This window comes from Mammaliicoccus sp. B-M6, from assembly GCF_022386965.1.
GTDB lineage: Bacteria > Bacillota > Bacilli > Staphylococcales > Staphylococcaceae > Mammaliicoccus > Mammaliicoccus sciuri_A.
The window spans coordinates 20,569-34,814 of sequence record NZ_JAJNHJ010000011.1 but is presented as its reverse complement, the minus strand read 5'-3'; the positions used below and the strand labels follow the sequence as shown (position 1 = coordinate 34,814).

Sequence of the window (14,246 nt, the reverse complement as noted above, 5' to 3'; positions counted from 1 at the left end):
GAAAAGGATGTCAAATGAATTAGAGAATTTAAGAAAAAGAATTGAAGGTATTAATGATGAAATTTTAGCTTTATTACAAGAACGTGGTACTTTAGCTAAAAAAATTGGTGAAGAAAAACGTAAACAAGGTACTCAAGTATATGATCCACAACGTGAAAAAGAAATGTTAAATCATTTAATTGATAATAACCAAGGACCATATAACGACAATACTATTAAGCAATTATTTAAAGAGATCTTTAAAGCTTCTACTGACTTACAAAAATCTGAAAATGAAAAACATTTATATGTTTCTCGTAAATTAAAACCAGAAGATACTATTGTACAATTCGACAATGGTGCAATCATTGGTAATAATAAAAAATCATTCGTATTCGGTCCATGTTCTGTAGAATCACAAGAACAAGTTGATGCAGTTGCGAAAGATTTAGCTGATAGAGGCGAAAAATTCATTAGAGGTGGCGCATTTAAACCACGTACTTCTCCTTATGACTTCCAAGGTTTAGGTGAAGAAGGATTAAAAATTCTTAAAAATACTAAAGATAAATACGGTTTAAATATCGTAAGTGAAATTGTAAATCCTGCACACTTTGAAATGGCTGATGAATACTTAGATGTATTCCAAATTGGTGCAAGAAACATGCAAAACTTTGAGTTATTAAAAGAAGCAGGTAAAACAAATAAACCTATCTTATTAAAACGTGGTCTTTCTGCAACTATCGAAGAATTCATCTACGCTGCAGAATACATTCACTCACAAGGTAACAATAACATTATCTTATGTGAACGTGGTATTAGAACATATGAAAAAGCTACAAGAAACACATTAGATATTTCAGCAGTTCCAATTTTAAAACAAGGTACACATCTTCCAGTTATGGTAGACGTTACGCATAGTACTGGACGTAAAGATATTATGTTACCATGTGCTAAAGCTGCATTAGCAGTTGGAGCTGACGGTGTAATGGCAGAAGTACATCCTGATCCATCAGTAGCATTAAGTGATGCTGGTCAACAAATGGACTTAAACGAATTTGATGCATTCTACAAAGAAATCGTTGAAGCTGCTAAATTATACGAAAAATAATATTCATATACATTAACTGGCGAAAAGTTATCATAACTTTTCGCCAGTTTTTTATGTTGTAAATTAACATATGTTCGTTTGTTTTCTGAAAAACTATTTACAATTTACACAAAAACCAAAAATATTAGAGCAATTGTATCGACAACACCTCTATAATCTTTTATAATTGGTAATTGTGAGTTCGCTTTCATATACTTTGAAAACATTATGAAAACGTGCTAGAATAAAGTAGAAAACGTTTTCAAGATAGGAGGATATTATGACTGTAACAATATATGATGTTGCAAGAGAAGCAAAAGTATCAATGGCAACAGTTTCACGTGTCGTGAATGGTAACCAAAATGTTAAACCTTCAACACGTGATAAAGTAAATGAAGTCATTAAAAGATTAAATTATAGACCTAATGCTGTAGCTAGAGGTTTAGCAAGTAAGAAAACAACAACTGTTGGGGTAATTATTCCTGACATTTCTAATGTTTATTATTCTGAATTAGCTCGTGGATTAGAAGATATTGCCACTATGTATAAATATCATACAATCATTTCAAATTCTGATAATGATAGTGAAAAAGAACAAGAGATATTTAATAATTTATTAAGTAAACAAGTTGACGGTATCATTTTCTTAGGTGGTACTTTAACAGATGAAACAGTAGACCTTATTGATAAATCATCAGTACCAGTAGTCGTATCAGGTACGAATGACAAAGATTCTAAACTTGCTTCAGTTAACATTAACTATACAGAAGCTAGTAAAGAAATTGCTGAATCATTGATCAAGAAAGGTGCTAAGAAATTTGCATTTGTAGGTGGAGGATATTCAGAAAAAGCACAGGATGATGCTTTTAAAGGATTAGAACTTGCACTTCAAGAAGCTGGCCTTGAAATCGAAGACAATGCTAAATTTGTTGGTAATGAAACATATAAAGATGGTAGCCGTGCTTATGAGGCTGTTTCTCAAGATAAGCCGGATGTTATTTTATGTATTAGTGATGAACAAGCAATTGGTATTGTACACGCAGCACAAGATGCAGGCGTTAATGTACCAAATGATTTACAAGTTGTAAGTTTCAATAATACAAGATTAGTTCATATGGTTAGACCTCAATTATCAAGTGTGACACAACCATTATATGATATTGGTGCAGTTGGTATGAGATTATTAACTAAATATATGAATGACGAACAAATTGATGAACCGAATGTGATTTTACCTTATAGAGTTGAATATAGAGGTACAACTAAATAATAGTAAAAAGAAGACTGAAACATATCAATTGTGTCAGTCTTCTTTTTTAATATTTAATTAAACCAGTCTAATATTCTTAATTTAGTATTATTATTTTTTTCAGTTATTTCTGTTCTTCTTGGTATTTCAGTATAGTCTTCTTTTTCATCTACCCAAGTTGAAGGTAGTGGTAATGGTGCGTGTGGTTGGTATTTTTGTAACCATGAATCTGGTAGTGAGCCTTCAGGTGTTTGTAGGTCATTTAATGCAAACCATACATGTGACCACGCTCTAGGTACAACGCGCCATATATTATATCCACCGCCACCAATCATAATGATTTTGCCATCACAATATTTGTCTGCTAAACCTTTAACGATATAAGGTATTTTATACAATGTATCAAGTGTACAGCTCAAATGTGTGAGTGGATCTAAGTAATGTATATCAACACCATTTACACTCAGTATGACATCTGGTTTATATGCTTTACAAACGGCTTCTACTGTATCTTTAAAGACGTCTATGTATGAATCGTCTTCTGTATAAGCATCTAATGGCACATTGACAGTCGTTCCAAATCCTTTACCATCACCGCGTTCTGTTAAGGCGCCAGTGCCTGGAAATAAGTATCGACCTGTTTCATGTATAGAATAGTTCATGACATCTTCATTTGTATAAAATGACCATTGTACGCCATCGCCATGATGAGCGTCTGTATCGATATATAAGATGCGTTGATTATACTTTGATTGCATGTATTGGATGGCAACTGCACTGTCATTATATATACAAAATCCGCTCGCTTTTCCTTTGAAGCCATGATGTAAGCCACCACCAAGATGGCATGCTCTTGTTGCTTCTCCAGTCATAACGGCATCTACTGCACTTAAAGTCCCACCAACAACACGTGCACTATTTTCATGCATATTTACAAATTGTGGCGTGTCTTCAGAATTTAATCCGTATTTATCATATTCTTCTAATGGTAATTCACCATTGCCAGCTTTTTTAATAGCTTCTATATAATTTGGTTCATGTACGAGTTGAAGTTCTTCATCAGTCGCTACCCGAGGTGGAATAATATGTGCTTCTGTTAATACACCTAAATCAAAGAGTAAATCAGTTGTTAATTTAAGTCTCATTTGATTGAAAGGGTGACTATCTGAAAAACGATATTTCAATAAATCTTCAGAATATACATATTTAGCATTAGTCATTTTTTATACCAAACGGATAGATGACATGGTAATCTTGTTCTTCTAATAATTTGTATATCTTCTCTGGATTCATTGATTTCACTCGTAACATCAGGTATCTCTTGCTAATATCTTGTTGATCTGCATATGCTAGAACGTTTAAAATATCAATATTTTGTTCTTTAAATATTCTTGTAATATCATGCAGTGCGCCAACTTTATCATCAATATGTACTTCAATAATAGAACCGGGCATAGTCACACCAGTAAGTTCTAAAAATGTATTGAGCATGTCTTTTTGGGTTACGATACCAATTACTTTATTATCTCGAATAACTGGAATTGACCCGATAGACATTTCATAAAAATCTAGTGCAATATCTTCTACAAAATCAAGTGGATGACAACGTATCACATTACGTCTCATTATTTTTGAAACAGACAATGACAAACTTTTGTTAGGCTCGTCATCAGATAATATGCTTGGCAGAGCCATTTTTATATCCCTATCAGAAATAATACCGAGTAAATGATCTTCTTCATCAACAATCGGTAAATGTCTAATTTCTTTTTGTGTCATTAATACTAAAGCATCTTCAATAGATTTATCACTTTGTATTGTCGTACAAGGTGATGTCATAATTTTTTCAACTAACATAAATTTAAACCCCCTCTAAAAGAAAAATCTATTCATAAATCTGAGCTTATCAAATGCTTCCATTTGTTCTTGTTGAATATTTTGTCCAATCCTTGCCATTAAGCTATTTGCTGGATGACTAATAATTTCAGGGTCGTCTGTTGCAAACACTTCTAATCCACCTTCAGCCATCATTTTATTCATGATTTTCTGATATTGATAAACATCTAAACCACTGTTTTTAAGGTCCCAATGCCAATAATATTCAGTTGTAATGACGATGAAATCTTCCATTTCAGGTGCTTTCATAGCAAGTTGAAGCATTTTTTTACCTAGACCATATTTACGATAATCTAATGACAATTCAATAGCACCTAATTCTAGAATATACGGTAAATTACCATCAGACCATCTCTCTAATGGGTCAGGGTATAAGTATGTCGTATAACCAATAATATGTTGATCAATACGTGCAATAATTATTCTTCCTTCAGGTAATTCTGCAATTTCAATAATGGCTTCAAATTGTTCTTTAGATACTCTAAAACTATTGAGTCCTTCATCAAAAGTCATATTTCGTAATTCATCTGGATGTACAGGTCCTTCAACGATAATGTCTGTGTCTTTATCATAGGGGACAGTTTCAGATATAAAAGTCTTCTTGAATTCCAATGTTGTACCTCCTTTCATTAAGTATGATATTCTATATTTGTAATATGTATTTTGAATAATCAAATTTTTTTGAAAAGTATCATCTATTTATATTATAATGTAAATAGGCTTTATTGAAAACGATTACATTCATAAAAGGGGAGATTTAAATGAAAGTCGAAGTATACGAAGCATTAAATGATTCTTATAACCTTGCTGATTATGATGAAACAGTAAAAAATCATAATTGGAAAGATATCGAAAAGAATTTCAGTTGGAGTGAAACTGGAAAAATAAATATGGCTTACGAATGTATAGATCGTCATGTAGATAATGGTAAAGGGGACAAAATTGCACTTCATTATAAAGATAGCAATAGACAAGATAGTTATACATTTAAAGAATTACAAATCGCGAGTAATAAAGCTGCAAATGTCTTGAAAAATGAAGCGAATGTACAAAAAGGTGATAGAGTATTTATATTTATGCCGAGAACACCTGAATTATATTTCTCTTTATTAGGTACTTTGAAGATTGGGGCTATTGTAGGTCCATTATTCGAAGCCTTTATGGAAAAAGCAGTTAAAGACAGATTAGAAAATAGTGAAGCTAAAGTTATCATTACAACGAACGATTTAGTTGGTAGAATTCCGAAAGATGAATTACCAAACCTTGAACATATTGTCGTTGTAGATGACGAAGTAAGTGATGAATATATTGATTTCAATCAATCATTTGAGCAAGCAAGTGAAGAATTTGATATTGAATGGTTAGATAGAGAAGATGGTTTGATCTTACATTATACATCAGGTTCTACAGGACAACCTAAAGGTGTATTACATGTTCAAGAGGCTATGATTGTACATTATATATCTGGTAAATATGTATTAGACTTTAAAGAAGATGACGTTTATTGGTGTACAGCTGACCCAGGTTGGGTAACTGGCACATCATACGGTATCTTTAGTCCATGGTTAAATGGTGTTACAAACTGTATCGTCGGTGGAAGATTCTCACCAGAAGGCTGGTATGACTTTATTCAAACATATGGCGTAACGATTTGGTATACTGCGCCAACTGCACTACGTATGTTAATGGGTGCTGGCGATGATGTTGTTAGTAAATATGATCTTTCATCATTAAGACATGTGCTTTCAGTAGGTGAACCGTTAAACCCTGAAGTTATTAAATGGGCACATAACGTATTTAATCATAGAGTACATGATACATGGTGGATGACTGAAACAGGTGGACATATGATTGTAAACTATCCATCTATGGATATACGTGCTGGTTCAATGGGTAAACCTTTACCAGGTATTGAAGCAGCAATTGTAGATGATCAAGGTAATGAATTACCACCGAATAGAATGGGTAACTTAGCCCTTAAAAAAGGTTGGCCATCAATGATGAGAACAATTTGGAATAATCAGCCTAAATATGATTCTTACTTTATCAATGATGAATGGTATGTTTCAGGAGATTCTGCATATAAAGATGAAGATGGTTATTACTGGTTCCAAGGTAGAGTTGATGATGTCATCATGACTGCTGGTGAACGTGTAGGTCCATTTGAAGTTGAATCTAAACTCGTTGAACATCCAGCTGTTGCTGAAGCGGGTGTTATCGGTAAACCTGACCCAGTAAGAGGTGAAATTATTAAAGCTTTTATTGCTTTAAGAGATGGCTATGAAGAATCAGACGAACTTAAAGAAGAAATTAGAAAGTTTGTTAAAGAAGGATTAGCTGGACATGCAGCACCTCGTGAAATTGAATTTAAAGATAAATTACCGAAGACACGTTCAGGTAAAATTATGAGACGTGTACTTAAAGCTTGGGAATTAGATTTACCAGCAGGTGACTTATCTACGCTTGAAGATTAAATTAAATAAAGTTCACGTCATATAATTGGCGTGATCTTTTTTACGGGAAATTTGAATAAAAGTAGCTTACATATCGACTTTTATGAGTGAATTGTATATCCTAATAGTGTTAGGATATGTCATTTAATATTTAATTTGTAATATAAATTTAAGGAGTGAACGATGTTGAGTCATTTATCAGATTTAGAAATTGCAAAACAAAGTACTTTAAGACCAATTAGTGAAATAGCTGAGAAGGTGGGGATTTCTCATGAAGCTTTGGAACCTTATGGTCACTATAAAGGAAAAGTTGATATTACAAAGCTAAATGATCTAGAGGAAAAAGGTAAAGTTGTACTTGTAACAGCTTTAAGTCCAACTCCAGCTGGTGAAGGTAAATCAACGGTAACGGTTGGATTAGCAGATGCCTTTAATCAACTTAATCAAAATGTAATGGTCGCATTAAGAGAGCCATCACTTGGACCTGTATTTGGTATGAAAGGCGGCGCAACAGGTGGTGGTTATGCACAAGTTTTACCAATGGAAGAAATCAATTTACATTTTAATGGTGACTTACACGCGATAACGACTGCAAACAATGCGTTGTCAGCATTTATCGATAATCACATCTATCAAGGTAACGAACTTAATATTGATTCTAGACGTGTTGAATGGAAACGTGTACTTGATATGAATGATAGAGAGTTACGTCAAGTTGTAGTTGGTTTAGGTGGTCCAACAAGAGGTGTACCAAGAGAAGATGGTTTTGATATCACAGTTGCATCTGAAATAATGGCTATATTCTGTTTATCAAACGGCATTAAAGATCTAAAAGAAAATCTAGCTAATATTACTATTGGCTATAATGTCGATAAACAACCCGTAACGGTTCGTGATTTAAAAGTAGAAGGTGCTTTAACGCTTATTTTAAAAGACGCGCTAAAACCTAATATCGTACAAACGATAGAAGGCACGCCTGCATTAGTACATGGTGGACCTTTTGCGAATATTGCGCATGGATGTAATTCAATTATTGCAACGAATACTGCTAGAAAGTTAGCGGATATAGTTGTAACAGAAAGTGGATTTGGTTCAGATTTAGGTGCCGAGAAGTTTTTAAATATCAAAACACGTAAAGCTGGATTTGATCCAAGTGCAGTTGTTATAGTCGCAACTATTCGTGCGTTAAAAATGCATGGCGGTGTAGCAAAAACAGATCTAAAAGAAGAGAATGTTCAAGCTGTTCAACAAGGTATCGTAAACTTAGAAAGACACGTCAATAACATTAAACAGTTTGGCGTTGAGCCTGTTGTAGCAATTAATGCGTTTATTCACGATACAGATGATGAAGTACAAGTTGTCTTAGATTGGTGTAAAGAAAATAACGTAAAAGTAGCTTTAACAAAAGTTTGGGAAAAAGGTGGAGCAGGTGGCGTCGAACTTGCTAAAGAAGTATTAAAAGTATTAGAAACACCACAATCATTTAAACATCTTTATGACTTGGACTTATCTATAGAAGAAAAAATAGAAACTATTGTTCAGAAAGTATACGGCGGAAGATCTGTTAAATTCAGTGACAAAGCCTTAAAACAATTGAAGACAATTAAAGAAAACGGGTGGGATAAATACCCAGTATGTATGGCAAAAACACAATATTCATTTACAGACGATCCAAAAGAACTTGGTGCACCAGTAGACTTTGATATAACAATTAGAGAATTATCACCAAGAACTGGCGCAGGATTTATCGTAGCATTAACAGGGGACATCATGACAATGCCAGGTTTACCAAAGAAACCAGCAGCATTAAATATGGATGTTAACGAAGACGGTTCTGCAGTAGGATTATTCTAAATAGAATATAATTCAACAAAAAATAACACCTCATTTTCACTGAAAATGAGGTGTTATTTATTTTGAACTAGAAAGTTTATCTAATTATTGCCACTTGGTGGTGCGGTGCTTGTACCACTGGATGGCTTGCTATTGCTGTTTGAACTACTATTATTACTGCTTGATTTATATGACCAAGCTTCTTTAGAATTTTTAGATACACGTTCTTTTGGTTTAACTTTTGATGATGTGTTTGTATCAATTGCTTGTCCTAGTCGTTTTAATACATAGTCAGAATTAATATCTTTATTCGAAGTATCGACTTTGTCAGATATTAATGTAGAAGATTTAGATTCACCACTGCTACAGCTTCCTGTAGAATTTGTGTATTGGCAAATTGTGTCTTCTTTAACTGTGCTAGGTCTAGAGAATTCACTATCGTATCCTAATTTTTCTCTATCTGTAGAAGATAATGCATTAACCATATCTCTCCACATAAATAATTGATAATGACTGTCTTCATCAAATGTTATTGGTTGGTCATAACCCATCCAAATACCTAGTGTAACTTTTGGTGTATAGCCTACAAACAAGCTATCTTTAGCATCTTGTGATGTACCCGTTTTACCAGCCCAGTTACCGTCAAATGAATTCTTAATTTGGTAACCTGAACCGTCATCAAGAACACCTTCTAAAATACTTGTTGTTAAATATGTTGTTGATTCACTAAAGATACGTTTAGGATCTTTTTTGTGTTGATAAATCACTTCACCATCTCGTGATTTAATAGATTCAATCATATAACTTTCATTATATTCACCTTTATTAGCTAAAGTACTGTAACCATTCACATCTTGTTCTAATGTGAAGTCTGCTGTACCAAGTGTTAAGGCTAAACCATCTTGGATATCTTTAGGTACGGTCATACCCATTTTATTTAAGTTTTCCCATGGTTTGTAATCTTGAACATTACTATACAATCTTAAAGTACTTAAGTTTAAAGAGTTTCTTAATGCATAATCTGCTGTTACCGGACCAAATTCTCTTCTATCGTAGTTATCAGGAGAATAACCTTGGAAGTCGAATTTTTTATCCAGTAGGGCAGTGTTTGGTGTGATTAATCCATTTTCAAATGCTGGTGCATATGTGAGTAATGGTTTCATTGTTGAACCTGGTGAACGTTTAGCACTTGTTGCGTGATTGATTTGTGATTTTTCGTAATCTCTACCACCAACGAACGCTAGAATTTTACCAGATTGATTTTCTTTTAATAATGCACCGACTTCATGTTGGAACTCTTTAGAAGCTTTTTTACCTTCACTGTTTGTATAACTTGCTTCTCTATCCCAAGAGTAGCTACCAGAATTATCTTTAACTTCTTGAAGTTTATCGTACATATCTTTTTCAATCGTTGTATCTACACGGTAACCTTCAGTTCGCATAGCTTGATTAGCTTTTTCAGTATATTTCGTCATAAGAACTGGCGTTTGATCAAGTTCTTTCTTAGAAATATTATCTTCTTTAGCTAAATGATATTTAAGGATATCAACAGTACGTTTTTCAACTTCTTCCGTTAAGAATGGATATTTCTGATTAGGTTCTTCAACTTTATCAACAAATGATTTCTTGATGTCGAATTTTAATGCTTCATCGTATTCTTTTTTCGTAATTTTTTCTTCTTGGTACATTCTTTTCAGAACATAGTGTTGACGATTGATGCCGTATTTCAAGGATTCATCATCTTTCAAATCACCATTCGGTAAGAAAGGTGTGTATGTGTAAGGATTCTGTGGTAATCCAGCAAGATACGCAGATTGTGCGATGTTTAAATTCTTAGCTGATTTACCAAATACACCTTGAGCAGCGGCTTCAATACCCGCTATATTAGAACCATTTGAATTTCTTCCGAATGAAACGACGTTTAAGTAACTATCAATAATTTCTTCTTTTGATAAGTTCTTTTCAACATTCATTGAAAGTAGCATTTCTTTAGCTTTACGTTCAAATGATGTTTCATTAGTTAAAAGTTGGTTCTTAACAAGTTGTTGCGTTAATGTACTCCCGCCAGAAGAATTAGCACTACCAAGTACTTCTTGTACTGATGCTCTTATAAAAGCTTTAGGTACAATACCATTATGGTTATAGAAGTCTTCATCTTCTGTTGATATAAGTGCATTTTTAACATTCTTACTTATGTCTTTCCCTTTAATAACATCCCTTTGGACATCACTTTTTAATCGACCAAGTGACTCTCCAGAACCAAAATAAACAGATGTGCTTTCTGTCATTGAATAAAGTTGTTGCTTCATTTCTTTTTTAGACATTACTTTTTCATCTTTGACAAGTCCTGCGAAGTATCCGCCACCAATACCCAATCCTAAAGCTAATAATAAACAACTAATAAATACAATAATGAAAAATAAATTGCTTATTACATTGTATGTAGTATGGAATATGAGTTTTGGGGACCATTTTGTTTCTTTAAAAGTATCTTTATATTTCTTACTTGAACGATTAAATTGTTCTTTAAGTTTGTTTTTAGACTGATTTGAACTCAAATTTTTACCTCCAATCTAATCATCAATATTATAACATATATGTTTAGTGTTGACTTTTAAAAAAGTTAGCATTATACTTTGTAATTAATTGCATAAGGTAATGAACTAAAGGAGAAGTAGTGATTATTTTCTTTTTAAGAGAGTCAGTGGTGCTGCGAACTGATAAAGTGATAATGATGAATACACCTTTATAACAACAAGTTCAACGTTTTTAATGTACGTAACATTAAAGAGTGATGATGTATGAATTTACGTCATAAGTATGGTGGTACCGTGTATTCAAGCACCCTTACATTTTTTGTGAGGGTGCTTTTTTATATTCTATTTTAGAGGAGGAAAATATAATGACAAATGAACTTTTAGAAGATTTAAAATGGAGAGGTTTAATTTATCAACAAACTGATGAACAAGAAATTGAAGACTTATTAAATAGAGAGTCAGTTAAAATATATTGTGGTGCAGATCCTACAGCTGATAGTTTGCACATTGGGCATTTATTACCATATTTAACACTACGTCGTTTCCAAAACCATGGTCATACACCAATCGTCTTAGTCGGTGGTGGTACAGGTATGATTGGAGATCCATCAGGTCGTTCAGAAGAAAGAAAATTACAAACTGATGAACAAGTTGAAGCTAATGTAAGAGGAATCATGAATCAAATGCATAAAATATTTGATTTTGAAGGTGAAGACTCAGCGATTCTTGTTAACAATAAAGATTGGTTAAAAGAAATAGATTTAATTTCATTCTTAAGAGATTACGCTAAACACGTGGGTGTAAACTACATGTTAGCGAAAGATTCTGTTAAGACGAGATTAGAAACAGGTATTTCATACACTGAGTTTACGTACATGATTTTACAAGCCATTGATTTCGGATACTTAAACCGTAATTACGATTGTAAAATGCAAATTGGTGGTTCAGACCAATGGGGTAACATCACGACAGGATTAGATTTAATGAGAAGAATGTACGGTGACACTGAAGCTTATGGTTTCACAATTCCACTTGTTACAAAAGCAGACGGTAAAAAATTCGGTAAATCTGAATCAGGTACTGTATGGTTAGATAGAAGTAAAACGTCAGCTTACGAGTTATACCAATTCTGGATTAATTCACAAGATGCTGATGTTGTGAAATACTTGAAATACTTTACTTTCCTTGATAGAGAAGAAATTGAAAGACTTGAAAAAACAGTTGAAGAAGCACCTCATTTAAGAGAAGCTCAAAAAGTATTAGCTGAAGAAATGGTTCGCTTTATACATGGTGAAGAAGCTGTAGAAGAAGCTAAAAGAATTACAGATGCACTATTTAAAGGCGATATTAAATCATTAACAAAATCAGAAATCGTAGAAGGTTTTAAAGATGTGCCAACAGCTGAAGTAAGTTCTGAAACTGTACAACTTGTTGACTTTATTATTGAAGCAGGTGTTTCACCTTCAAAACGACAAGCACGTGAAGATATCACAAATGGTGCAATTTACTTAAACGGTGAACGTATTCAAGATGTTAACCACGAGATTTCAAGCGAAGATAAAATAGATGACGAATTTACAATTGTTAGAAGAGGTAAGAAGAAATACACAATGGTTAAATACGTTTAATATTTATGAGCTATAATGGCTGAGGCAATGATGTTTGTCTCAGTCTTTTTTCGCATACATATGGTATTTATTGTATAATAAAGAAGACCATTTATTTATAAAAAGAAAGGGAGACATTTAATGAAAAAATATTTAGGACCAATTATTGTTGTTGTAGCAGTAATTGTTATTATTGGCTTATTTATGATCGGTCCATACAATAGATTAGTTGGACTTGAAGAAGAAGCGGATAAGTCATTATCTAATATTGATAATCAGCTTCAAAGACGTGTTGACTTAATTCCTAACTTAGTTGATACAGTTAAAGGTTATACGAAACACGAAGAAAAAGTATTCAAAGATGTATCAGATGCACGTAGTAAATTAGCAGGTGCGAATACGCCAGAAGAAAAAGCAGAAGCAAATGGTGAAGTTAATAGTGCGTTAAGTCGTTTACTTGCTATCAGTGAAAATTATCCAGATTTAAAAGCAGATAAGCAATTTACAGGATTAAGAGACGAATTAGCTGGTACTGAGAATAGAATTGCAGTAGCTAGAAAAGATTATAATGAATCTATTAATGAATATAATCAAGCTACTCGTAGATTCCCATCTAGTATCGTAGCAGGATTGTTTAATTTTGATAAGAAAGAATATTTCCAAGCCAAAGGTGAAGCTAAAGATGCACCAAAAGTTGACTTTGGCGGAGACGAATCTTAATGAAATCAATGTTTAAACGATTTTGTGTCTTGCTTATTGTTAGCTTTTTTTCACTAAGTTATGTCGTACATGCAGCTGATGATAAATTTCCTAAGTTAGAACAGCCTGTATTTGTACAAGATCATGCTAAATTAATGACTGATCAAGATAAAGACAAAATTAATCAAAAAGGTCAAAAATTACAAGACGGAACAGATGCAGATATCTTGTTAATGACGATGAAATCAATAGGTCAAACACCTCGCCAAGATTATGCATTAGAAGCGGGGCGACACTATAAAGTTGGCGACCAAAAGCATAATCGAGGTATTGTTATTCTTTTAAATATGGATAACGGTAATGAGAATAATAATAGAGGTATTGATATAGCAGTTGGAGATGGACTTGAAGGTGTCCTTAACGACTCTAAAGTTGGGGAATTGATTGATTCTAAATTTATGCCTTATCAAAAGAAAGCTTCTCAAACTAAAGATAGTAAAAAAGCAAATGCTTATTACAGTCAAGGTTTAACAAATTTATATGATGCAGTGTGGGATGAAGTAGCTAAAAGTTACGGATACGATGGTAAGAAGTTCACAGAAGACGAACCACAAAGTAGTGGATTAGGAAAAATACCATTTATCATCTTTATCATATTTATTATTGTTTTCTTCATTATTTACTTCAAAAATGGAGGCGGTAGACCTCCAAGAGGTGGAAATAGAAGAGGTACAAGACGTGGTATGACTGGACCATTTATCTTTGGAGGTTCATCAGGTAGTTCTGGTGGCGGATTCTCCGGAGGTGGCTTCGGCGGAGGAGGCGGCTTCTCTGGCGGAGGCGCAGGTAGAGGCTTTTAGTTTGTAATATGTATATAGAAAAAGCATGCAACTCGATATGAGTTGC

Annotated in this window: 11 protein-coding genes and 1 other annotated feature; of the genes, 7 read left to right on the top strand and 4 right to left on the bottom strand. The window is 33.3% G+C overall.

Annotated elements, in window-relative coordinates:
- Positions 1–7 precede the first annotated feature (7 nt).
- Both LQ693_RS05890 and ccpA read left to right on the top strand, forming a co-directional pair.
- Positions 8–1,087, top strand: coding sequence for a bifunctional 3-deoxy-7-phosphoheptulonate synthase/chorismate mutase (locus LQ693_RS05890; protein WP_103361691.1), 1,080 nt, complete (start codon positions 8–10; stop codon positions 1,085–1,087).
- Between the two features lie 259 nt (positions 1,088–1,346).
- A complete protein-coding gene (gene ccpA, locus LQ693_RS05885) occupies positions 1,347–2,336 on the top strand; it encodes a catabolite control protein A (RefSeq protein WP_025905288.1) in 990 nt (329 codons plus the stop codon).
- A gap of 53 nt (positions 2,337–2,389) precedes the next feature.
- Here the strand turns inward: ccpA and LQ693_RS05880 are convergent, their stop codons facing one another.
- From LQ693_RS05880 to LQ693_RS05870, 3 genes are read right to left on the bottom strand one after another with little or no spacing between them, the layout of a single operon-like run.
- Positions 2,390–3,535 (bottom strand): acetoin utilization protein AcuC, encoded by a 1,146-nt coding sequence (locus tag LQ693_RS05880; protein ID WP_025905289.1) that lies wholly within the window; start codon positions 3,533–3,535, stop codon positions 2,390–2,392.
- A complete protein-coding gene (locus LQ693_RS05875) occupies positions 3,528–4,172 on the bottom strand; it encodes a CBS and ACT domain-containing protein (RefSeq protein ID WP_025905290.1) in 645 nt (214 codons plus the stop codon). Before LQ693_RS05875 ends, LQ693_RS05880 begins: the two co-directional genes overlap by 8 nt.
- A gap of 15 nt (positions 4,173–4,187) precedes the next feature.
- Complete coding sequence (locus LQ693_RS05870) at positions 4,188–4,823, bottom strand: GNAT family N-acetyltransferase (protein ID WP_025905291.1); 636 nt, start codon at positions 4,821–4,823, stop codon at positions 4,188–4,190.
- A 149-nt stretch (positions 4,824–4,972) separates the two neighbouring features.
- On the opposite strand from LQ693_RS05870, the gene acsA reads away from it, so the two are divergent.
- Both acsA and LQ693_RS05860 read left to right on the top strand, forming a co-directional pair.
- Positions 4,973–6,685: an acetate--CoA ligase gene (gene acsA / locus LQ693_RS05865; protein WP_025905292.1), complete on the top strand. Its 1,713-nt coding sequence runs from the start codon at positions 4,973–4,975 to the stop codon at positions 6,683–6,685.
- Positions 6,686–6,850: 165 nt separating this feature from the next.
- Positions 6,851–8,518 carry a formate--tetrahydrofolate ligase gene (locus tag LQ693_RS05860; protein ID WP_107565177.1) on the top strand — a complete coding sequence of 556 codons (1,668 nt, stop codon included), beginning with the start codon at positions 6,851–6,853 and terminating at the stop codon, positions 8,516–8,518.
- Between the two features lie 80 nt (positions 8,519–8,598).
- Here the strand turns inward: LQ693_RS05860 and LQ693_RS05855 are convergent, their stop codons facing one another.
- On the bottom strand, positions 8,599–11,055 hold the full coding sequence (locus tag LQ693_RS05855) for a transglycosylase domain-containing protein (RefSeq protein ID WP_107565170.1): 2,457 nt from the start codon (positions 11,053–11,055) through the stop codon (positions 8,599–8,601).
- A gap of 100 nt (positions 11,056–11,155) precedes the next feature.
- Positions 11,156–11,349, top strand: a binding site (T-box leader).
- Between the two features lie 50 nt (positions 11,350–11,399).
- Here LQ693_RS05855 and tyrS point away from each other — a divergent pair.
- The 3 genes from tyrS (at position 11,400) to LQ693_RS05840 (ending at position 14,200) form a co-directional block, all read left to right on the top strand.
- Entirely contained in the window at positions 11,400–12,662 is a 1,263-nt protein-coding gene (tyrS, locus tag LQ693_RS05850) for a tyrosine--tRNA ligase (protein ID WP_103361687.1), read from the top strand.
- Between the two features lie 120 nt (positions 12,663–12,782).
- Positions 12,783–13,361 carry a LemA family protein gene (locus LQ693_RS05845; protein ID WP_049318639.1) on the top strand — a complete coding sequence of 193 codons (579 nt, stop codon included), beginning with the start codon at positions 12,783–12,785 and terminating at the stop codon, positions 13,359–13,361.
- On the top strand, positions 13,361–14,200 hold the full coding sequence (locus tag LQ693_RS05840; RefSeq protein ID WP_049318640.1) for a TPM domain-containing protein: 840 nt from the start codon (positions 13,361–13,363) through the stop codon (positions 14,198–14,200). The genes LQ693_RS05845 and LQ693_RS05840 overlap by 1 nt, the downstream gene beginning before the upstream one ends.
- Positions 14,201–14,246 lie beyond the last annotated feature (46 nt).

Excerpts from the sequence above, each read along its gene's own strand:
- LQ693_RS05890 (WP_103361691.1), top strand. The coding sequence starts at position 8 with ATGTCAAATGAATTAGAGAATTTAAGAAAAAGAATTGAAGGTATTAAT.
- ccpA (WP_025905288.1), top strand. The coding sequence starts at position 1,347 with ATGACTGTAACAATATATGATGTTGCAAGAGAAGCAAAAGTATCAATG.
- LQ693_RS05880 (WP_025905289.1), bottom strand. The coding sequence starts at position 3,535 with ATGACTAATGCTAAATATGTATATTCTGAAGATTTATTGAAATATCGT.
- LQ693_RS05875 (WP_025905290.1), bottom strand. The coding sequence starts at position 4,172 with ATGTTAGTTGAAAAAATTATGACATCACCTTGTACGACAATACAAAGT.
- acsA (WP_025905292.1), top strand. The coding sequence starts at position 4,973 with ATGAAAGTCGAAGTATACGAAGCATTAAATGATTCTTATAACCTTGCT.
- tyrS (WP_103361687.1), top strand. The coding sequence starts at position 11,400 with ATGACAAATGAACTTTTAGAAGATTTAAAATGGAGAGGTTTAATTTAT.
- LQ693_RS05845 (WP_049318639.1), top strand. The coding sequence starts at position 12,783 with ATGAAAAAATATTTAGGACCAATTATTGTTGTTGTAGCAGTAATTGTT.
- LQ693_RS05840 (WP_049318640.1), top strand. The coding sequence starts at position 13,361 with ATGAAATCAATGTTTAAACGATTTTGTGTCTTGCTTATTGTTAGCTTT.